The 19335-nt window shown below is 69.1% G+C and carries 17 protein-coding genes and 1 pseudogene; 10 read left to right on the top strand and 8 right to left on the bottom strand.

Annotated features, from left to right (window positions below; all coding sequences use genetic code 11):
• Both AC1DYK_RS05340 and AC1DYK_RS05335 read left to right on the top strand, forming a co-directional pair.
• A pseudogene (locus AC1DYK_RS05340) lies at nucleotides 1-1318 on the top strand (NAD(P)(+) transhydrogenase (Re/Si-specific) subunit beta); the annotation flags it as partial.
• Between the two features lie 367 nt (nucleotides 1319-1685).
• On the top strand, nucleotides 1686-2027 hold the full coding sequence (locus tag AC1DYK_RS05335; RefSeq protein WP_478165310.1) for a hypothetical protein: 342 nt from the start codon (nucleotides 1686-1688) through the stop codon (nucleotides 2025-2027).
• Between the two features lie 444 nt (nucleotides 2028-2471).
• On the opposite strand, the gene AC1DYK_RS05330 is transcribed toward AC1DYK_RS05335, so the two are convergent.
• A complete protein-coding gene (locus tag AC1DYK_RS05330) occupies nucleotides 2472-3278 on the bottom strand; it encodes a YoaK family protein (protein WP_478165309.1) in 807 nt (268 codons plus the stop codon).
• 126 nt (nucleotides 3279-3404) lie between these two features.
• Between AC1DYK_RS05330 and AC1DYK_RS05325 the strand changes: the two genes are divergently transcribed.
• Nucleotides 3405-4217 carry a MetQ/NlpA family ABC transporter substrate-binding protein gene (locus tag AC1DYK_RS05325; protein WP_478165308.1) on the top strand — a complete coding sequence of 271 codons (813 nt, stop codon included), beginning with the start codon at nucleotides 3405-3407 and terminating at the stop codon, nucleotides 4215-4217.
• Here the strand turns inward: AC1DYK_RS05325 and cuyB are convergent.
• Nucleotides 4189-5691, bottom strand: coding sequence for a cysteate racemase (cuyB, locus tag AC1DYK_RS05320; protein ID WP_478165307.1), 1503 nt, complete (start codon nucleotides 5689-5691; stop codon nucleotides 4189-4191). The two genes, AC1DYK_RS05325 and cuyB, sit on opposite strands and share 29 nt — an antisense overlap.
• A gap of 157 nt (nucleotides 5692-5848) precedes the next feature.
• Here cuyB and AC1DYK_RS05315 point away from each other — a divergent pair, with 157 nt between their 5' ends.
• Nucleotides 5849-6745 (top strand): LysR family transcriptional regulator, encoded by an 897-nt coding sequence (locus AC1DYK_RS05315; protein ID WP_478165306.1) that lies wholly within the window; start codon nucleotides 5849-5851, stop codon nucleotides 6743-6745.
• Nucleotides 6746-6790: 45 nt separating this feature from the next.
• Here the strand turns inward: AC1DYK_RS05315 and AC1DYK_RS05310 are convergent, their stop codons facing one another.
• The 4 genes from AC1DYK_RS05310 to AC1DYK_RS05295 are packed head-to-tail and all read right to left on the bottom strand — an operon-like array spanning nucleotide 6791 to nucleotide 10250.
• Nucleotides 6791-7420 (bottom strand): hypothetical protein, encoded by a 630-nt coding sequence (locus AC1DYK_RS05310; protein WP_478165305.1) that lies wholly within the window; start codon nucleotides 7418-7420, stop codon nucleotides 6791-6793.
• A 31-nt stretch (nucleotides 7421-7451) separates the two neighbouring features.
• Nucleotides 7452-8243, bottom strand: a complete 792-nt coding sequence (locus AC1DYK_RS05305; RefSeq protein ID WP_478165304.1) for a DUF899 domain-containing protein — start codon at nucleotides 8241-8243, stop codon at nucleotides 7452-7454.
• 59 nt (nucleotides 8244-8302) lie between these two features.
• Nucleotides 8303-8980 (bottom strand): Vgb family protein, encoded by a 678-nt coding sequence (locus AC1DYK_RS05300; protein WP_478165303.1) that lies wholly within the window; start codon nucleotides 8978-8980, stop codon nucleotides 8303-8305.
• Nucleotides 8981-9029: 49 nt separating this feature from the next.
• Nucleotides 9030-10250, bottom strand: coding sequence for a helix-turn-helix domain-containing protein (locus AC1DYK_RS05295; protein ID WP_478165302.1), 1221 nt, complete (start codon nucleotides 10248-10250; stop codon nucleotides 9030-9032).
• A 177-nt stretch (nucleotides 10251-10427) separates the two neighbouring features.
• On the opposite strand from AC1DYK_RS05295, the gene AC1DYK_RS05290 reads away from it, so the two are divergent.
• Genes AC1DYK_RS05290 through AC1DYK_RS05280 form a run of 3 tightly spaced genes read left to right on the top strand, consistent with a single transcriptional unit; the run spans nucleotide 10428 to nucleotide 14467 of the window.
• Nucleotides 10428-11141, top strand: a complete 714-nt coding sequence (locus AC1DYK_RS05290) for a protein-L-isoaspartate(D-aspartate) O-methyltransferase (RefSeq protein ID WP_478165301.1) — start codon at nucleotides 10428-10430, stop codon at nucleotides 11139-11141.
• Nucleotides 11142-11156: 15 nt separating this feature from the next.
• The gene (locus AC1DYK_RS05285; RefSeq protein ID WP_478165300.1) at nucleotides 11157-13667 is read left to right on the top strand and encodes a spermine/spermidine synthase domain-containing protein; all 2511 of its coding nucleotides are present in this window, start codon (nucleotides 11157-11159) and stop codon (nucleotides 13665-13667) included.
• Nucleotides 13664-14467 (top strand): alpha/beta hydrolase, encoded by an 804-nt coding sequence (locus AC1DYK_RS05280; protein WP_478165299.1) that lies wholly within the window; start codon nucleotides 13664-13666, stop codon nucleotides 14465-14467. The genes AC1DYK_RS05285 and AC1DYK_RS05280 overlap by 4 nt, the downstream gene beginning before the upstream one ends.
• Before the next feature lie 37 nt (nucleotides 14468-14504).
• Here the strand turns inward: AC1DYK_RS05280 and AC1DYK_RS05275 are convergent, their stop codons facing one another.
• On the bottom strand, nucleotides 14505-15926 hold the full coding sequence (locus AC1DYK_RS05275) for a DUF2252 domain-containing protein (RefSeq protein ID WP_478165298.1): 1422 nt from the start codon (nucleotides 15924-15926) through the stop codon (nucleotides 14505-14507).
• A 323-nt stretch (nucleotides 15927-16249) separates the two neighbouring features.
• Here AC1DYK_RS05275 and AC1DYK_RS05270 point away from each other — a divergent pair, with 323 nt between their 5' ends.
• On the top strand, nucleotides 16250-16801 hold the full coding sequence (locus AC1DYK_RS05270) for a hypothetical protein (protein WP_478165297.1): 552 nt from the start codon (nucleotides 16250-16252) through the stop codon (nucleotides 16799-16801).
• Between the two features lie 37 nt (nucleotides 16802-16838).
• On the opposite strand, the gene AC1DYK_RS05265 is transcribed toward AC1DYK_RS05270, so the two are convergent.
• A complete protein-coding gene (locus AC1DYK_RS05265; protein ID WP_478165296.1) occupies nucleotides 16839-17114 on the bottom strand; it encodes a 3-deoxy-7-phosphoheptulonate synthase in 276 nt (91 codons plus the stop codon).
• 185 nt (nucleotides 17115-17299) lie between these two features.
• On the opposite strand from AC1DYK_RS05265, the gene AC1DYK_RS05260 reads away from it, so the two are divergent.
• Nucleotides 17300-17893 (top strand): thermostable hemolysin, encoded by a 594-nt coding sequence (locus AC1DYK_RS05260; RefSeq protein WP_478165295.1) that lies wholly within the window; start codon nucleotides 17300-17302, stop codon nucleotides 17891-17893.
• A complete protein-coding gene (locus tag AC1DYK_RS05255; RefSeq protein WP_478165294.1) occupies nucleotides 17890-19335 on the top strand; it encodes an AMP-binding protein in 1446 nt (481 codons plus the stop codon). The genes AC1DYK_RS05260 and AC1DYK_RS05255 overlap by 4 nt, the downstream gene beginning before the upstream one ends.

The following is a 19335-nucleotide window of genomic DNA, read 5'->3' as shown; positions in this document are numbered from 1 at the left end:
AAGGGCCTGTCCCACCCCACGACTTCGATCCGCGGCAACGTCTTCGGCATGGTGGGCATGGCGATCGCCATCCTGACCACCGCGGCGCTGATCGTGCAGCTGTCGGGCGGCAAGGCGATGGGCATGGCCTGGGTGCTCCTGGGCCTGGTGGTSGGCGGSGGCTACGGCGCCTACCGGGCCAAGACGGTCGAGATGACGCARATGCCCGARCTKGTGGCCTTCTTCCACAGCATGATCGGCCTGGCGGCGGTGTTCATCGCGGTGGCCGCGGTGGTCGAGCCCTGGGCCTTCGGCATCACGCCGGCGCCGGTGGCGGCCGCGGTCGGCATCAACACCCCCGACGGGGCCGCCATCATCGACGGCTTCCTGCGCTACGCCATCCCCGCGGGCAACCGGCTGGAGCTGTTCCTGGGSGCGGCSATCGGCGCGATCACCTTCAGCGGCTCGGTGATCGCCTTCGGCAAGCTGTCGGGCAAGTACAAGTTCCGCCTGTTCCAGGGCGCGCCGGTGGCCTTCCGSGGCCAGCACAAGCTGAACCTGGYGCTGGGCCTCCTGACCATCGCGCTGGGCCTGGTGTACGTGGCCACCGAGAGCTGGAGCGCCTTCCTCGCGATGCTGGTGCTGGCCTTCGTGATGGGCGTSYTGATCATCATCCCGATCGGCGGGGCCGACATGCCGGTGGTGGTGTCGATGCTCAACAGCTACTCGGGCTGGGCGGCCGCGGGCATCGGCTTCAGCCTGAACAACGCGATGCTGATCGTGGCGGGCTCGCTGGTGGGCAGCTCGGGCGCGATCCTGAGCTACATCATGTGCAAGGCGATGAACCGCTCGTTCTTCAACGTGATCCTGGGCGGCTTCGGCGGCGAGGCGGCCACGGCGGCCACCGGCGCCMAGGAGCAGCGCCCGGTCAAGAGCGGCAGCGCCGACGACGCGGCCTACATGCTGAGCAACGCCGAGACGGTGATCATCGTGCCGGGCTACGGSCTGGCGGTGGCGCGGGCCCAGCACGCGGTGAACGAGCTGGCCGAGAAGCTCACCCACAAGGGGGTGACGGTGAAGTACGCGATCCATCCGGTGGCCGGGCGCATGCCGGGRCACATGAACGTGCTSYTGGCSGAGGCCGAGGTGCCCTACGACCAGGTGTTCGAGATGGAGGACACTGGAGGCCTACAAGGCCAAGACGGTGATCGTGAACAAGCGTTCCATGGCCGCGGGCTACGCCGGGCTGGACAACGAACTGTTCTACATGGACAAGACCATGATGGTCTTCGGCGACGCCAAGAAGGTGGTCGAGGACATGGCCAAGGCGATCGAGTAGCTGGCCGCGCTCAATGCGCGAGCGCCGCACCCCAGGTGCGTGACCTCGACAGCTCGCCAACACCAGCGCGTCAACGCCGCTGCGACGGCATCCCCGCATTGGAGGGGTAGCGCTTCCTGAACGGCGCAGGCGCCGCCTTCGCTCAGTTGGATGAAACGTGCTTGCAGATGGCGGGACCGGGGCACATCCCGCGCAAGCGGCGGCAACGACACTGGCTTCCGGCGGGGCGACCTGCCGACGGACGGGGTCCTTTTCGGAAGAATCTGATACCTTGCGTCGGCTGCGATCGCTACGCTTTGGGGTCATGAATCCAGCTTGCCATCTCTCTGCGTTCGCCAGCGTCCCGACCATGGCGGGAAGCCCTTGCATGTCGACCGTCGATGACGGCACGGCGTTCGACATGGCCATCCCGGCGACGTTCACTGCCGAGCAGGTCGAGTCGATCCTCGCCTTGCACGGCATGATCGTCGACGCCAAATCCGGCGTGGCGCAGCTCCTGAAGTCATTGACGCCAACGCGCTTCAGTGCGGCACAAGCCGAGTGCATCCGTGAGCTCCTGAGCTTGAACGTCCAAGACTTCCACGCCACCTTGGCCGACGCCATGGAGCTCTGCCCGCTTCGGGACCGGCTGCGTGCGAGCGCGCGACGAGTCAGGCCGTTGTCGTGCTCGGAGCTTCGCATCGCAACGGCAGGTATCGGACAACCCTGAGGTTGATGCTCAGCCGGACCGGCAACCGCCCTTCCCTCACCCGTACATCCAGAACGTCCTTGAGATCGAGATCCGCATCACACTCGTAGATCATCGGCGCGAATCCACCGAAGCCGACTTGAAACTCCGCCTCATCTTCCACGAACGTGAACGTCCTGGCCTTCCGTCAGGCAAGTTCCGGAAGACGCCCCGGCTGGCTATCGCTCACCCCTCCTCAATAGGCCGCCCCACGATTCGTCAAAATGGCACGGCCGAGACGGCTCTGGAATTAAGGATCGGACTGGTGCATCCTTGACGACCACCTTCGGACGTTTCGCCCAAACATTCAGAAGGAGACCGCGCACCCGTGGATTCATCGGACGAATTGGCGGCCCAGCGGAGGGCTGTCGGCCTGATGGGCGGCCTTGGGGACGGGCGCTGCGCCCTGCTTGGGGCGCCCCGGGGTCAGTCGCCGCCGGACGGGCGCGACGGGCTGGGCCGCCAGCCGACGAAGCCTGCGAGCCGGCGCAGATGGCGGGACCGGGGAAAATCCCGGGCAAGCGGCGGCAACGACAGCGCCAGCAGCAGCGCCGCGAGTGGCAGCGTGCAGATGAAGCCGACATACTTGAAGCCCAGCGCGCCGGCGATCCCGCCCAGCACGAACATGCCCACCAGTCCGCTGGCCATGCGAATGCGATGGGGGTTGTGGTGCACGCGGGCCGGGGCGGCGCTGCCGGCCCGGTTCCAGTAGAAGAACTTGCCCAGCTCCATGCCGAGGTCGGTGATGTTGCCGGTCATGTGCGTGGTGCGAATGCTGCCCCCGGAGGTCTTGGACGCCACCGCGTTCTGCAAGCCCATGATGAACGACAGCAGCAGCACGGTGATCGGCACCGCAAAGGGCGTGTTCCAGGTGAGCGTGATCGCACCCATCAGGCCGAAGGGAAGCATCAGCGCGGCCTCGAGCAGCAGGGGCAGCGCATAGACGGCCCGCAGATGGTGCTGGCGCCCCCAGTTCACCAGCATGGCGCAGACCGCGGCGCCGGTCAGGAACGCCAGCACGGCGCCCAGCGCGTTGAGCAGGAGCTTCGCATTGCCCAGCACCAGCCCATCCGCCAGCTGGGAGGCGAAGCCGGTCATGTGCGAGGTGTACATGTGGAGCACCAGGAAACCGCCCGCATTGACGGCGCCCGCATTGAAGGCGAGCAACAGTCCCAGGGTCCGGTTGGTCGAGGGCGAGCGATGGCGGTTGGTGAGAAAACGCAGGCGGCGCATGGCCCTCCATCTTGACACGAAGCCCGCGCAGGCGAATCCCGGATATCGATTCGCGTTTTTGTTTCTTCCTTCGCGGGAGCGCCGCGGGCACAGTCGCGCCTTCTCATCTCATCCAGACGCGCACCCATGCTCACTCGACGCCATCGCCGCGCGGCCATCGCCGCCCTCTCCGCCCTGCTCTTCGCCGCCCATGTCCCGCTGCACGCCCAGGACAAGAAGACCCTCAAGGTCGGCGTCTCCGTCGGCAGCGGCGAGCAGATCTTCGAGGTGGTCAAGAAAGCCGCGGCGCGCGAGGGCCTCGCGCTCGACGTCATCGTGTTCAACGACTACCAGTTGCCCAACGCGGCACTCGCCGCGGGCGACCTCGATGCCAACGCCTTCCAGCACCAGCCCTTCCTGGACAACCAGAACAAGGCGCGCGGTTTCGACATCGTGCCGGTCGGCCTGACGATCACCGCGCCGCTGGGCTTCTACTCGCGCAAGATCAGGTCGATCGACGCGCTGCCCGACGGCGCCTCGGTCGGGATCCAGAACGATCCGTCCAACGGCAACCGCGCCTTGTTGCTGCTGCAGCAGGCCGGGCTCATCACGCTCAAGCCCGAAGCGGTGAAGAACAACACCGCGACCCCGCTCGACGTGGTGTCGAATCCGAAGAAGCTGAAGCTGGTGCCGCTCGACGCCGCGCAACTGCCGCGTTCGCTGGACGACCTGGCGATCGCCGCGATCAACAACGACTATGCGGAGAAAGCCGGACTCACGCTCGCCCGGGACGCGGTGATCAAGGAGTCGCCGAAGGGCCCCTACGCCAACATCATCGCGGTGCGCCGCGCCGACAAGGACAAGCCCTGGGCCCAGCAGCTCGTGAAGGCCTACCACTCGGCCGAAGTGAGGAGCTTCATCGAGACCCGGTTCAACGGGGCGCTGGTGCCGGCGTTCTGATCCCGGACGGCAGCCCGCTCGCCGCGCGGCTGTACGCGATGCAGCGCTGGGCGAGCACCTGCGCCGGATCGATGATCGGGACGGTCCTGCCATCGACCTGGTAGCCGAGATCCTGTTCAATCAGCAAGGGCAGCTCCGTGCAGCCGAGGATGATCACTTCGGCGCCCCGCCCGGCCAGCGCCCGTATCGCGGCTTCCACGCGGGCCCGGCCTTGCGGATCGCGAAACCCGGACTTCACGCCTCGGGGCCCGTAGATGGCATCCATGATCTGGTCCTGGGTGGCGGCGTCCGGCGTCAAGGCCTGTCGCATCGCGCGCTCGATCTCTTCGTGGTAGACGCGGGCCGCGATCGTGCCGGTGGTCGCCAGCAGCCCGATGCGACGCGCGTTCCCGTAGGCCTTCGCGATGAAATCGACCGTCTCGCGCAGCATGTGAATGATCGGAATCTGCAGCATCGGCTGGATGTGGTTCACGAAGGCGTGGGCCGTGTTGCAGGGAATCGCGATGACGTCGGCGTCGGCGTCCTGGAGCTTCCTGCAGGTGGCGTACAGCGCGAGCGTCGGGTCCGCACCGTCCCCGACCAGGTAGGCGGTCCGATCGGGAATCTGCGGATTCTGCTCGACGACCACCTTGAGATGGTCCTGGTCGCGCGCAGCGGGCGTGGCTCGCACCAGCTGGTCGAGAAAGCTCACGGTCGCCGCCGGCCCGACCCCCCCGACGACACCGACCTTGAACGGCCGGGGCACCGGAGCGAAGACCTGCGAGGCAGCGAACGCCGCGTAGACCTGGTTGGAATCGACCAGGGGCAGCCCTGCGGCCAGCGCACGCAGCGTCAGTTCCTGCAGCACAGCGCACAGGACCGTGCTTGCGACCAGGATCAGCTCCGCGCCCTGGGCGACGACGTCGTCATGCGCGCGTTCGGCCCTGCGTCGATCGCTGGCGGAGACGGTGTAGTTCGACGATGACGCGACGCCGAGTTCCTCGATCAGCACGCTCAGATCATCGAGCGCCCGGGCACGCGGGTAGATCCACTCGATGCCGCGGCCCTCGAACGCACGCTCGAACAGTCCGAGCGCCTTGACCGGCGCGGACGCCAGCACGCCGATCCGGCGAACCTCGGGGAAGACGGCCGTCACGTGCTCGACCAGGGCGGCCAGGATGCTCGCGATCGGCACCGGCGAGACGGGGGCCAGTTCGGACGCGAACCGGTGCGACGCGAAGCTCGGCAGCAGAGCGCCGGCCAGCCCGGCGCCTGCGGTTCGCCAGATCGAATCGAGGAGCGTCATGCCTCGCCCCACGTCGGCGTCGTTCGCCGCCGTGGCGTCGTCGAACGCCGATTCGCGGTCGCGCAGGACCCGGTACCGCCGGGGCGCCAGGCCTGCACAGAGGGCCTCGAGCTTCGCCGCGATGTCGGCCGCCCCGAGATGCCCGGGCGGTCCGATGACAAGCAGCGATCGAGGCATGGTCGAGTTCATGACGGAATTCTGTGCCGTCCGGTGCTGCTTGTCGCATTGGAAGTTTGCCAGGAACCATTAAGCTGGCTAATACCTTCGCGTGCTGCGGTGAGACAATGGGCAGCGAGGCGCAGCGTCATGACGCGCGTCGCCCACGACGATGCCCCGGAGGTTGGCTGTGCGACTGAAACATATCGAGGTCTTCAACGCGATCATGCTGACCGGCACGGCGAGCGGGGCGGCCCGGCTCCTCCACGTCACGCAACCCGCCGTGACCCTCACGCTGCAGCACGCCGAACTGCAACTGGGCTACGCACTGTTCACCCGCCAGCGCAACAGGCTGGTGCCCACCAGCGAGGCCCAGGCGCTGTACCCGGAAGTCCAGATGCTGGTCTCCCGGCTCGAATCGGTGCGGCGGCTCTCGACCAGCCTGCGCCAGGGCGGTCGCAACGAGCTGCGGCTTCTGATCGTGCCCTCCCTGGCGGTGCGGGCGCTGCCGGACGCCCTGAAGCTGTTCCGCAAGCGCTATCCCGACCTCGCGATCTCGAGCCGGATGCTGCACTCGCACGAGATCACGCAGGCCATCGCGCTGCGAGAAGGCGACGTGGGCATCGTCTACGGCCTGAACCAGCACCCCGGCGTCCAGCAGGTGGCGATCGCGGCGGGGCGCCTCGTGTGCGTGTCGTTGCGGCCTGCGCGCGGCAGCGACCGGCGCAGCACGGTGGAGCTTGCCGAGCTGCTGCGCAGCGGATTCATCCGGATCGACGAGCGCGATCCGATCGGGGCGATGCTGGCCGAGCAATGCGCGCGGCATGGCGCCGAGCCCAAGGGCGGCCTGACGGCCCAGACCCACCACATCGCGATGGTGTTCGCGGAGCAGGGGCTGGGGCCGGCGATCGTCGACTCGTTCACGGCCGCGGCCACCACCAGCAGCGCGCTGCAGGTGCGCACGCTGCTGCCCGAAGTGCCCGTCAGCGTGCAGGCACTGCTGCCGCAGGGCGAACGCTCACCGAAGCAGGTGGCCGACTTCATCGAGGCGTTCAAGTCGGTGATCGTCAGTGCACCGTCCAGCTGACGAGGTGCTCGAGTACTTTCCTTGATGGAGTGGTTCCATCGGGACCTAGCGAAGCGCCATCAACAGCACACCGGTGACGGCCAGCGCCGCGGTCCAGGCCCGGCGCAGCGCCTGGCCGCTCAGCAGCCCAGGGTGCATGGCGACACCGCGGCACACGCCGGTGGCGATGACGCCGGTCGTGGCCAGCATCGCAGCCGTGTGGAGGCCGACTGCCGCCAGTGCCAGCGCCAGCGAGCCCGACGCGGTGATCTCGCGCGCCGGATCGTCGGCCAGGCACAGCGGCAGGAGTGCCGGCACCAGCATCAACCCGGCGCCGTGCGCGGTGGCCATCAGGAAGGACCAGCACGCGATGGCGGCGTGGCCGGCCCGCGCGCCGATCGGCTTGCGCGGCCCGGCGCCGCGCAGCAAGCGGTACGACGCCGCGCCGACGAGCAGCGCGCCGGCCAGGACCTGGACCAGCGCGCGGTCCATCGTGAGGCCCTGTGCGACCGCGCCAGCCACGACCGCGACCGACGCGGCGTGCCCGATGGCAATGGGCAGCAGGGCCCGCCGCGCCTGCGCCCCGTCGCGCGCCCGCACGCCGCAGGCGGCAGCGAACATCCAGCCGTTCGCCGGGCTCAATCCATGAAAGGCGCCGAGGCCGGCAATCGCCAGCCACGGCCACAGGTTCGTCATGGCGCGTTCGTCCAGGCGAGGCGAGGCGGGCTCAGCCGTGCGCTTCGCAGCACGAGCCGGCCGCCGGCGCCGGCTTCACCAGCGGTGCCGGCTCGTAGCGGTCGTGGTGGCGCACCCAATCCATGCCGTGGCCCGGGTTCTCGTCGCGGCCCTTGGGGGTGAGGTCCAGCAGGTTGTACGTTCCCATCATCACCTCCACACCGCGCCCGTAGGTCGAGTAGGTGTGGAAGATCCCGCCCGCGTCGTCCCGGTAGAAGACGCTGAGGCCGGGCGCTTCCTCCGCCGGGAAGGGCTGCATGGCGTAGTTGTAGTAGACCTCGCCCTGCCCCCTGGTCCGCTCTTGCGGCGTGAAGCTGACGCCGAAATCGTGATTGAAGTCGCTGCCATGCGAGGACACCCACTTGAACTGCCAGCCCATGCGCCGGCGAAAGCGCTCGATCTCGGCCAGCGGCGCGCGCGAGACGACCAGCAGCGTGACGTCGCGATGCGCCAGGTGCACGCGCATGCCGTCGATGTGATCGGCCATGAAGGAGCAACTCGGGCAGCCTTGCTCCCACCCCGGGCCGAGCATGAAATGCTGCACCAGCAGTTGGCGGCGGCCTTCGAACAGCTCGGCGAGTGCGCGCCGGCCTTCGGGCGCATCGAAGGCGTAGTCCTTCTCGATGCGTACCCACGGCAACGCGCGGCGCTCGCGGGCGATCTGGTCGCGCAGGCGGGTCAGCTCCTTTTCGCGCGCCAGCAGGGTCTTGCGTTCGGCAACCCATCGGTCCCCCGACACGACGGGATAATTCACGGGGCTCGCTTCGGAAATCGCGGTGTTCATGGGGTGCTCCTGGGTTCGAAAAGCCGTTCAAGGTTCGTCAATGCGCCTGGGGCAGGCGGTCAGGGCCGGACGCCTTTCGGACGCCGCACCGCGCGGACCTTTCCGCTGGCGCCGCCGCCGCAATAGAAGAGATCGGCCCCGTCGGACTCGAGCCCGCTCACGCCGATGCCGTGCGGCATCTCCAGGCGTTCGAGCACCGCGCCGCTTTCCGGGTTGATTCGACGGATTTCGCTTTGATCCGCTTCCCAGGTGCCGTGCCACAGCTCGCCATCGACCCAGGTCACGCCGGTGACGAAGCGGTTGGACTCGATGGTGCGGATGACCGCGCCGGTGGCCGGATCGATCTGGTGGATCTTGCGATCGCGGTACTGCCCCACCCACAGGCTGCCCTCGGCCCAGGCGAGCCCCGAGTCGTGCCCGTGGCCGGGCGTCGGGATGGACGCCACCACGCGGCCGGTGACGGGATCGATCTTGTCGATGCGCGCCTCGGCGATCTGGTAGAGATACGTGCCGTCGAAGGCGGTGCCGGCGTCGCAGGCCCGGTCGAGCGTGCGCGTGGCCTCGCCGCTTCCGGGATCGAAGGCGATCAGCCTGGCCCCGGTGGCGGCCCAGACGCGCTGGCCATCGTGGGTGATGCCGTGCACGTTGTCGGCGCCGGCAAAGGGGCCGTACTCGCGCACGATTTCGGCTGCATGCGCCGTGGGCTGGGATCTTTCATTGCCTGTCTTGCTGCTCATCGCTGGGGGCTCCTGGTGACGCGCCTCGGATCGGCGCCCGGAGACAACTCTATTCAATCGGCAGCGAAGTGGGGAGTAACAAGATCGTCGTGAATCCGGCCAGCGGCGGCGACAGCCAGCGACGCGCCCGCGCCCGCCCGATCGAGCGCACCCGTCCGTCGGCCTCGAGTTCGACCAGCGCGCGCTGGACGGTGCGCTGGCTGGCCCCCAGGGCCAGCGCCAGGGCCGACGTCGACCAGGCCGCGCCGTCGGACAGCAGCGCCGCCAGCGAGGCCTGTTCGCCGTCGATGGGCGGCGCGAGCACGACGACGGCGCGCTCGCCGTGCGGCCTGAGGACAAAACCCCGCGTGGTGGCCTCGATCTGCGCCAGTGTCGTGACGAGCGCGCGCAGGCGGCCGATCTCGACCCGCAGGCGCGCGCGATGCGACTCGTCGGGGCGGCGGGTGCGGAACGCGCACGCGATCAAGGCGTCCCGATCGACATCGCCAGGCCACGCTTCGGCAAGCGCGCGCGCCAGCGCGAACAACACCGGCCGGCGCGCCAGCGGCCACCAGGCGTCGCCGGCGCGCAGCCCGCGACGGCAGGCATCGACCACCAAAGCGTCCGAGGCCAGGAGCGCCGCGACCTCGTCGAGGCGCAGCGCCTGCTCGCCCCCGGCGATGCGGCGCCGGGCGGCGGGACGATCGAGCGCGGCCCGCGCCTCCGCCACCTCGGCCAGCAGCGCCGGCACGCGCGCGCGATCGGCCGCCTCGTGGGCCCGGGCGAGAGCCGCCCGCGCCGGACCGGTGCGCAGCGAACGCAAGGCCAGTTCCGCCGCGGTGAGCTCGGCCACCGCCGCCAGCGACGGCGGCAGGCCGCGCGCATCGAGCAGCGCCAGCGCGGCCGCGGCCTCGTCGAGGCGGCCCAGCAGCAAGAGCCTGCGCGCCGCGATGAGCCGCGCCTGCAGCGCGTTGGCGCGATCGGCGTGCGCCTCGAGCGTGGCCGAGGCCGCCGCCAGCGTGCGCGGGGAGCCGCCGAGGTCGCGCATGGCCAGCGCCACCTCGGCCTCGGCGACGACGCAGCGGGCGCGCGCCAGCTCCTCGTGGGCACCGAAGCCGCGGGCGGCGCGCCGAAGGAGCTCGCGCGCGCGCGGGTGCTCGCCGAGTTGGGCCATGGCGATGCCGCGCAGGGCCAGCGCCGGCGGGTCTTCGCGCAAGGCGACGCGCTTGAGGGCGCCGAGCGGGTCGCCGGTGGCGAGGGCGCGCGCGGAGGCAGTGATCAGGGAATCCATGACGACAGGCTACACCGGCGCGTTCACGACGACTTTCGCCTTCTGGGCGGATCGCGCAGGGCCCCTTCGAGGCCGCATCGTCCTCTTCGTGACCATGGCCTTGCAGCGCCCGCGCTGGACCGCGGTTTCGTGCTCGTCCATGATCGGCGCACTATGGTCACACCCATGGTCCGTGCAATGGCTTCGGCGCTTCTCCTGGCCGCGACAGGCGTCCTTGCCGCGGCCACCCCGGATTTCGCATCCGAGCGCCGGAAGATGACGGACGAGATCACGGCGCTGGCTCGCCAGACGCCCGCGGGCACCGTCAGGCCCGCCTTCGACGCACGCGTGATGGCGGCCATGGACAAGGTGCCCCGGCACGAGTTCGTGCCCCTCAACCAGCTCGATCTGGCGTACGCGAACCGGCCGGTACCGATCGGCCATGGACAGACCATCTCGCAGCCCTACATCGTGGCGCTGATGACGGACCTGGCCAAGGCGGAGCCGGGCGACAAGGTGCTCGAGGTGGGGACCGGATCCGGCTATCAGGCGGCGGTGATGGCGCAGCTGGCCCGCGTGGTCTACACCATCGAGATCATCGAGCCGCTCGGGCTCCAGGCCACGCAACGGCTGCAGAAACTGGGCTACGCCAATGTCCAGGTGCGCCTGGGCGACGGCTATCACGGCTGGGAGGAGCATGCGCCCTACGACGCCATCCTCGTGACCGCGGCGGCCAGCCACGTCCCGCCGCCTCTCATCCGCCAGCTCAAACCCGGCGGCCGGATGGTGATTCCGGTGGGCGCGGCGTTCATGGTCCAGCAGTTGATGCTGATCGAGAAGAACGCCGATGGAACGGTGTCGATGCGGCAGATCCTGCCGGTGATCTTCGTTCCGCTGACCGGCCAGCGCTGAGCGCCCGGAGCGTCGATGACCGCCGCGCCGCTGATCGCCGTGGCCCTGGTCTCGGCCGCCGCGTTGGCCTACGAGATCCTGCTGATGCGGCTGTTCTCGATCACGCTGTGGCACCACTTCGCCTACATGATCATCAGCCTCGCGCTGCTCGGCTGGGGTGCCAGCGGCGCCTTGCTGACCCTGACGCAGCGCGCGGTGCAGCGGCGATTCGCGCCGCTCTTCTGCGCGGCCGCCGCGGCTTTCGGGCTCACTGCGATCGGCTGTTTCGCGTTGGCCCAGCGCGTACCGTTCAATCCGCTCGAACTCCTCTGGGACCCGCGCCAGCCGGCCTACCTGCTGGCCGTCTACCTGCTGCTCCTGCTGCCCTTCCTGTGCGCCGGCGCCTGCGTGTGCATGGCGCTGACACGCTTTCGCGGCGCGCAGTCGCGCATCTACAGCGTCGACATCCTCGGTGCCGGTGCGGGAAGCCTGGGGATCGTGGCGCTGCTCTTCGTGGTCTCGCCGGCCGACGCCTTGCAACTGATCGGCGCGCTGGGCTGCGTCGCGGCGGCGGTCGGGTGGATCGAATGCGGCGGGCGTCGACTCTGGCCGGCGCTCGCCTCGGTGGCGCTCGCCGGCGGGCTCCTGCTGCTGCCCGCGGCGTGGCTGGCGCCCGTCATGTCGCCCTACAAGGAGCTGTCGCAGACCCTGCGCATCCCCGGCGCCCGGGTGGTGGCGCAGCGATCGAGCCCCCTGGGCCTCGTCAGCGTGGTCGAGAGCCCGCGCATTCCGCTGCGCCACGCGCCGGGCCTGAGCCTCACCGCATCGACCGAGCCGCCGCCGCAATGGGGCGTCTTCACCGACGGCGAAGGGCTCAACGCGCTGACCCGCTTCGACGGCCGGCGCGAAAGCCTGGCGCACCTGGACCAGATCAGCTCCGCGCTGCCCTACCACCTGCTGCGCCAGCCGCACGTGCTGGTGCTGGGCGCCGGCGCCGGGGCCGACGTGCTGCAGGCCCACTATCACGGCGCGCGCCGCATCGATGCGGTGGAGCTCAATCCCCAGGTCGTCGAACTGGTGCAGGGCCCCTTCGCGGCCGCGGCAGGCGGCGTCTACGGACCGATGGCGCGCGTGCACGTGGCCGAGGCGCGCGGCTTCATCGCGGCCAGCCAGGAGCGCTACGACCTCATCCAGGTGGCACTGCTCGACTCCTTCAGTGCGTCCTCGGCCGGCCTCTACGCGCTCGCCGAGAACTACCTCTACACGGTCGAGGCCGTGCAGGACGACTTGCGCCACCTGCAGCCCGGCGGGCTGCTGGCGTTCACGCGCTGGGTCACGCTGCCGCCGCGCGATGCGCTCAAGCTCTTCGCCGCCGCGGTGGTGGCGCTGGAGCGATCGGGCATCAGCGAGCCCGGCGCGCGGCTGGCGCTGATACGCAGCTGGAAGACCAGCACGCTGCTGGTCAAGAACGGCGCCTTCACCGGCGAGGACATCGCCGCGATCAAGGGGTTCTGCCTCGGCCGCTCCTTCGATCTGGCCTTCTACCCCGGCATGCGGCGGGACGAGGCGAATCGCTTCAACGTGGTCGAAGGCCCGGACCTGTTCGACGGCGCGCAGGCGCTGCTCGGTCCGGGGCGCGACGAATTCATGGCGCGCTACAAGTTCCATATCGAACCGGCCACCGACGACAAGCCGCACTTCTTTCACTTCTTCAAGTGGCGTTCGCTGCCGGAGCTCCTGTCGCTCAAGGGGCAGGGTGGCCTGCCGCTGCTCGAATGGGGCTATCCGGTGCTCGTTGCCACGCTGGTGCAGGCGGTGGTGGCGAGCCTGCTGCTGATCGGGCTGCCGCTGGCCTGGGTCGCACGGCCGGGCGCACCGCACGGTGGGCGCGTGCCGGGCGCCGGAACGCGTGGGCGCGTGCTGGCCTACTTCCTGGCCATCGGCTTCGGCTTCATGTTCATCGAGATCGCGTTCATCCAGAAGTTCGTCCTGTTCCTGAGCCATCCGCTGTATGCGATCGCCGTCGTGCTGTTCGCGTTCCTGCTGTTCGCCGGCATCGGCAGCCGCGTGTCGGGCCGGCTGAAGGGCAATCCGGTGCCGGCGGTGGTGGCTGCCATCGCCGTGTCGGCGGCGCTGTGCCTGCTCCTGCTGCCCTGGCTCTTCCGGCACGCGATGGGCCTGCCCGATGCGGCGCGGATCCTGATCTCGGCGGCACTCATCGCCCCGCTGGCGTTCTTCATGGGCATGCCCTTTCCCCTCGGCCTGGCCAGGGTGGAGGCCGCCGATGCCCGGCTCATCCCCTGGGCCTGGGGCATCAACGGCTGCGCCTCGGTCACCGCGGCGGTGCTGGCCACCTTGCTCGCGATCCACATCGGATTCAACGCCGTGGTCGTCGCGGCGCTGGTGATGTACGGGGTGGCGGCCGCGGCGCGCCCTGGGCGGCCTGCGCGCGATGCGCGCGATGCGCGCGAATCCGGGGTTGACAGCGCATCGTCTTCGCCGAAGGATGACCATTCACCGTCGAAACTCCCCACCGAGCCTGGATGAAACCTGCCGCGATCATGCTTTGGCTCGCCACCGCCTGCGCGATCGCGCTGGCAGCGCCCGCCATGTTCCAGGACCGCCTGATCTACTACCCCGCCCGGGCGCAAGCCGCCGAGATGGCGTCCGCCGGACTCGTCGCCTGGCCGGCCAAGGGCGACTTTCGTGGCCTGGTGGCGGAGCCGGAGGGCCCTGCGCGCGGCACGGTGCTCGTGTTCCACGGCAATGCGGGCCATGCCGGGCATCGCGGCTACTACGCCGCGGCGCTCACCCGCCTCGGGCTGCGCGTGATCCTGGCCGAATACCCGGCCTACGGCCCGCGCGACGGTGCGTTGGGCGAGCGCAGCCTGGTCGAGGATGCCGAGCAGACCCTCGCGCTGGCCCACCGGCTGCACGGCCCGCCCTTGCTGCTGATCGGCGAATCACTGGGCGCCGGCGTGGCGGCCGCGGCGGCCGTGCGGCAGCGCGACCACGTCGCGGCCCTGATGCTCATCACGCCGTGGGACACGCTCGAACACGTCGCGGCCTACCACTATCCGTGGCTGCCGGTGGCCTGGTTGCTGCGCGACCGCTACGACAGCGCCGTCCACCTCGCATCGATCGGCCGCCCGGTGCTGGTGGTCGTCGCCGAACGCGACCGCGTCGTTCCTGCCCGCTTCGGCACGGCTCTGTACGAATCGCTGCCCGGCCCCAAGCGGCTCGAGGTGGTCCGGGGCGCCGACCACAACGACTGGATCCGATACATCGACGAAGCCTGGTGGCGCAGCGCCACGGGGTTCCTGCTCGGCGAGCCTGCGCCACGCTGAGCTGGCAGCGCCGAGATGTCGAGCCGCACGCACCCCGCTAGCCCTCGACGATGACATCGATCCGCTTCTCCCGGACGGCCTGAACGAACGCCCGATAGTCGTTGCGGTTCTGGTCGCTGTACTCGACCGAGAACTCACCGATGGCGTCGTCGAAGGTCTGCGCGGAGCCCATGTAGCCGTGGATCATCGCGGCATCACCCGAACGGGCGTGCGCGCGGGCCAGCGCGTGAGCGCACATGCGCCCATATTGCCGCAACACTCCCGTGTCCCAATCCTCGATGATGGCGGACAGCTTCATGTCGCGAAGCTGGCGCACATAGTAATCACGGCCTTTCAGTCCCCGGGTCCATCCGAGGAACACGTCGCTCGCCGCCTGCATCATGCGCTGGCCCATCACGACGCGCTGGCCGTTGTTGGCGTGGAGGCTCTTCCCCGCATAGGCCTCGAGCACCGAAGGGCGTGCCTCTTTCACCTGCAGGAACAGCGGGTCGTCGTCCGCCGCCATGAACAGTGCGACGGCACACATCGTGCCGACACTGCCCACGCCGACGACCTTGATGGCCAGGTCGAAGAAATGGAATCGGTCGAACAGCGTCCGCGTCTGCTCGGGCAGGCTCTCCCGGTAGGAGGCGATCGCTTCGGCATACCCCGACTCCAGGCCGAGAGCCTGTTCGCCGGACGGATGGAAGATCAGAGGCGGCTCGTCCTTGATCCTGGGGCTTGCACCCTCCTCCGAGACCAGCTTCGGGTACAGATGGTCGGGGACACTCTTGCGCTTTTCCGCTTCGATCCGGTCCGCCATGCGCTTGCGGACTTGCAGCACAAGATCCGGATCGGCCGATCGATCGACGTAGCGCTGCAGATCGATCTTGTCGTACCAGACATCGAGTGCCCGCATCGACGCATAGTCGGCCATCCTTTCGCGATACTCGCGCGCGACATCCGTCGCCACGCGTGCCGCGTCGCTGTCGGGCAGACGCAGATGCTGCGCCGCAATCACCACGCTCGCGGCAAGCCGCTTGAGGTCCCACTCCCAGGGGGCCGGCAGCGTCTCGTCGAGATCGTTGATGTCGAAGATCACGTTGCGCTCCGGCGTCGCGAAGCCGCCGAAGTTCATCAGGTGGGCATCGCCGCACGCCTGCACCCGGATCCCGCTGCTCGGCGTCGTGCCGAGGTCCGCGGCCATCAGCGCGGCAGCGCCGCGGTAGAAGGCGAACGGCGACGCCGACATGCGTCCGAAGCGAATCGGGACCAGGTCGATCATGCGGCCCTCGTTGGTCTCGCGCAGGAGTTCGATCGGGTCGCGCCGGTCCTTCGGTGCCTTCCACCCCGCATGCGTGGCGCGCGGCACCTTGTCGCGCAGTGCCTTTCCCTTGGTACGCCGTTCCTGGACCGTCGTGTAAGGCGCTGCCGCTCGAGGCGAAGCGTTCGCACGATCGTTCTTGTCGGTCTTGGCCATGGCAGTTCTCCTGGCGATTGATTCTTCCAGCCCGTCGCAGTCCTTGCCGCGAGCTCTTCGAGACCTGTACGGGGGCCATCTTTCGGCATCGGCGCGTTGACCACCACACTTCAGAACCCGGCTGAAATCCTAAGGCCGAGCCGCATGCCCGAATTGCGCCAGATCAATCTTTCCTCCGACGCGAAAAAAGTCACGATAGAACGCTCGGAGCCTGCCGATTCGAAGGACCATGCCCTTCTTCCCAGTACAGTCGTCCTACCAACTCCAAGGCAAGCGAGGAACGGCGCGCGGGGATGGGCGAAAGCCCGTCGCATTCGCCTTACATGACCTTCACGAAAATTCGGATCACCGGGACAAACGATGCCTTCTATCAACTCGGCGACCCCATGTGTGTCCATGAGGGACGTGTCCTGTTGGCGACCTTGGACCCAGTGCTCGTTCTGAACGGCGGAACCCAGATCCACGTCGAGGCGTTCACCCCCACGCAGGGAATGCTGGAAGAGCGAAGGCACTTCGGACGCCTGATCTTCTTCGAGATCTGCGCTTTCATGTCGGAGCATTACCCGCAGGTTCAGGCCATCAGCTTCGCCTTTCCCCGCCCGATCGACGGGGTTGGCGGCCCCGCGCAGCAAGCGGTTCTGCGTGCAGCGGCACTGGAGCGGATCGGGGTCGAGGACCTTCGCATCACCCCTGTGACTTCGGGCGCACACATCGTGTCCGGCACCTGGGTCTACAACGAGAAGAACCATGCGGCGCTGCACGCCGCTCTGGCCGAGCAGCGCGCGATCTTCGGTGCCGACCCGATCGTTGCGGCCAAGCGCGACATCGCTGGTGCGATTCGGCGGCTGATTGCGCGGCTGCGGCCCGAGCGATAGGGCCGCGCAGCTTCCTGACACCGGAGTTCTTGACGCTCTACCCGCGCGCAGACTTGAGCACGTCCGCAATCAGGAAAGCCAGCTCCAGACTCTGCGACCCGTTCAGGCGCGGGTCGCAGGCGCTTCGATAGCGCGCCGACAGGCCCTCGTCCGTCGACGCCTGCGCGCCTCCGCGGCATTCGGTGACGTCCTGCCCCGTCATCTCGAAATGCAGGCCTCCGGGGTATGTGCCGTGCCGACCTGGCGCAGCAGGTCGCGAGGGTCCATCGGCGCAAGGTGGCAAGGCCGAAAGCGCCGCGATGGCCGGCACCATCGACAACAGGATTCACACGCCCGCCCGTGGCGGCCCGGCGCAAATCGCAAGGTCCTTAATCTGGCGTTAATCCGCAACCGCGAGCATCCACCCGCTGAACCGACCCGCCGTTTGCCGTGGGCGTTCGGAGGAAATTCATGCTCATGTCGTTGTCACGCAGCCACGCTCTTCCGGCCCGGATCCCCATGCCGCCTGTGCTCGAACTCACGGCGCACGGACCTGCCGATCCGCGCCGCGGTGCGGTCGAGGCTTTCATCCGCGACATCTATGCCCGGCGCTACGACGCACAGGTCCCGCAGTTCGCCCCGGTACTGGTAGGCCTGCGCGAGAACGGCGAACTGCTCGCAGCCGCAGGCTATCGCAATGCCGCCAGCAATACGCTGTTTCTCGAGCGCTACCTGAGCGCACCGGTCGACGCGCTGCTCGCCGCGAATGGCGAAGCGTGCCCGGCACGCGAACGCATCGTCGAGGTCGGCCATCTCGCGGCCAGCCGCAGCGGCGAGGGCCGGCGCTTGATCCAGCTGCTGGCGCCCCATCTGGCCGCAGAGGGATTCGAATGGGTGGTCGGCACGGTCACACAGGAATTGCGCAAGATGCTCCTGCGACTCGGCATCGTCCCGCTGACGCTGGGTGCCGCCGATCCGGCTGCCCTGGGCGATGAGGCGGCGCAATGGGGCAGCTACTACGAACACCAGCCCGTGGTGCTCGCAGGGCGCCTGAGGCGTGCGCTGCGGCGCCACCGCGGGCGCAGCCCGGACGATTCGAGGGCCGACGAATGAGGACGGCAGCCGATGACTCCGCTGTGGCCTTGGACGACGGCCTGCGCCGCTGGACCTATGCCGAGTTGAACGACGAGGTGGACCGCCTGGCGGGGCACCTCGAATCGCAGGACACGCGCGTTGTCGCCACACTGCTCGACAATTCTCCGGCCTGGGTGGTCGCCGACTTGGCGGCCGAAAGAGCCGGCGTGGTGCACGTGCCGCTGCCGGTGTTCTTCACGCCCGAGCAGATCGCCCATGCACTCAGCGCCGCCGGCGCGGACACGGTGCTCACGCTGCCTGCCATTGCGGCCCGCTGGCCGCAGGCACCGGCCTCCGATTGTGCCGTCGCGCAGCAAACCTTGTCCTGCCTCAGACGGCCTGCGGCCGCACCGCCGATGCCCGCGGGCACCGCCAAGATCACTTTCACCTCCGGCACCACCGGTGCGCCCAAAGGCGTGTGCCTGGACGCCGAGGCGATGCGCACGGTGGCCGAAGGCCTGGTGCAGGCCATGGAGCCGCTCGACATCCGCCGCCACCTGTGCGCCCTGCCCTTCGCGGTGCTGCTCGAGAACATCGCAGGCCTCATGGCGCCGCTGGCGCGCGGCGCGACCTGCGTCACGCTGCCGCTTCAGCAACTGGGCCTCAGCGGCTCGTCGAGCTTCGATGCGGCCCGTTTCCATTCGGCGGTGGTGGCGCAGCAGCCCCATAGCATCATCCTGCTGCCGCAGATGCTGAGGGTCTGGGCGGGCTACCTGATGCAGAACGGCCAGCGCGCGCCCGATTCGCTCAAGCTGGTGGCCGTGGGAGGCGCGGCGGTCGGCGTCAAGCTGATCCAGGCCGCGCGGGCGCTCGGCATTCCGGCCTACGAGGGCTATGGCCTGTCGGAAGGCGCATCGGTGCAGACGCTCAACCTTCCCGGCGCCGACCTGCCCGGCAGCGCCGGCCGCGCACTACCCCATGCGAAGCTGCGCCTAGCGCCGGACGGTGAGGTCGAGATCAGCGGAAACCTGTTCAGCGGCTACCTGGGCGACCGGTCGAAACCGGGGCAGTGGTGGCCCACCGGGGACCTGGGCGAGATCGACGCCGACGGCTTCCTGCACGTCAGCGGCCGCAAGAAGCATCTGCTGATCACCACCTTCGGCCGCAACGTCTCGCCCGAGTGGGTGGAGACCGCGCTGCGCGGCGAGAACGCCGTGGCGCAGGCCGTGGTATTCGGCGATGGGCAGCCGGCTTTGAGCGCCGTGCTCTGGCCGGTGCGGCCCGACGCGCCCGACGCGGCGCTGCAGGCCGCGGTGGACGCCGCCAACGCCACGCTGCCCGACTACGCCCGCGTGCAGCGCTGGGTGCGCGGCCGGGCCGGCTTCGACGCCACATCCGGCATGGCCACGGCCAATGGTCGGCCGCAGCGCGGAGCGATCCTGAGTCTTCATCTCGATGCCCTCGGCCTGAGCGCGACCTGA

This window comes from Variovorax sp. P2_H12 (assembly GCF_056403395.1).
Note: the sequence above shows the minus strand (reverse complement) of the source record. Positions and strands in the feature narration are given on the sequence as shown.

Coding starts and splice junctions, on each gene's coding strand:
- AC1DYK_RS05310 (WP_478165305.1), bottom strand. CDS start 7,420: ATGACGAACCTGTGGCCGTGGCTGGCGATTGCCGGCCTCGGCGCCTTT.
- AC1DYK_RS05330 (WP_478165309.1), bottom strand. CDS start 3,278: ATGCGCCGCCTGCGTTTTCTCACCAACCGCCATCGCTCGCCCTCGACC.
- AC1DYK_RS05300 (WP_478165303.1), bottom strand. CDS start 8,980: ATGAGCAGCAAGACAGGCAATGAAAGATCCCAGCCCACGGCGCATGCA.
- AC1DYK_RS05275 (WP_478165298.1), bottom strand. CDS start 15,926: ATGGCCAAGACCGACAAGAACGATCGTGCGAACGCTTCGCCTCGAGCG.
- AC1DYK_RS05285 (WP_478165300.1), top strand. CDS start 11,157: ATGACCGCCGCGCCGCTGATCGCCGTGGCCCTGGTCTCGGCCGCCGCG.
- AC1DYK_RS05260 (WP_478165295.1), top strand. CDS start 17,300: ATGCCGCCTGTGCTCGAACTCACGGCGCACGGACCTGCCGATCCGCGC.
- AC1DYK_RS05255 (WP_478165294.1), top strand. CDS start 17,890: ATGAGGACGGCAGCCGATGACTCCGCTGTGGCCTTGGACGACGGCCTG.
- AC1DYK_RS05325 (WP_478165308.1), top strand. CDS start 3,405: ATGCTCACTCGACGCCATCGCCGCGCGGCCATCGCCGCCCTCTCCGCC.
- AC1DYK_RS05265 (WP_478165296.1), bottom strand. CDS start 17,114: ATGGTGCCGGCCATCGCGGCGCTTTCGGCCTTGCCACCTTGCGCCGAT.
- AC1DYK_RS05280 (WP_478165299.1), top strand. CDS start 13,664: ATGAAACCTGCCGCGATCATGCTTTGGCTCGCCACCGCCTGCGCGATC.
- AC1DYK_RS05290 (WP_478165301.1), top strand. CDS start 10,428: ATGGCTTCGGCGCTTCTCCTGGCCGCGACAGGCGTCCTTGCCGCGGCC.
- AC1DYK_RS05305 (WP_478165304.1), bottom strand. CDS start 8,243: ATGAACACCGCGATTTCCGAAGCGAGCCCCGTGAATTATCCCGTCGTG.
- AC1DYK_RS05270 (WP_478165297.1), top strand. CDS start 16,250: ATGACCTTCACGAAAATTCGGATCACCGGGACAAACGATGCCTTCTAT.
- AC1DYK_RS05295 (WP_478165302.1), bottom strand. CDS start 10,250: ATGGATTCCCTGATCACTGCCTCCGCGCGCGCCCTCGCCACCGGCGAC.
- cuyB (WP_478165307.1), bottom strand. CDS start 5,691: ATGAACTCGACCATGCCTCGATCGCTGCTTGTCATCGGACCGCCCGGG.
- AC1DYK_RS05335 (WP_478165310.1), top strand. CDS start 1,686: ATGTCGACCGTCGATGACGGCACGGCGTTCGACATGGCCATCCCGGCG.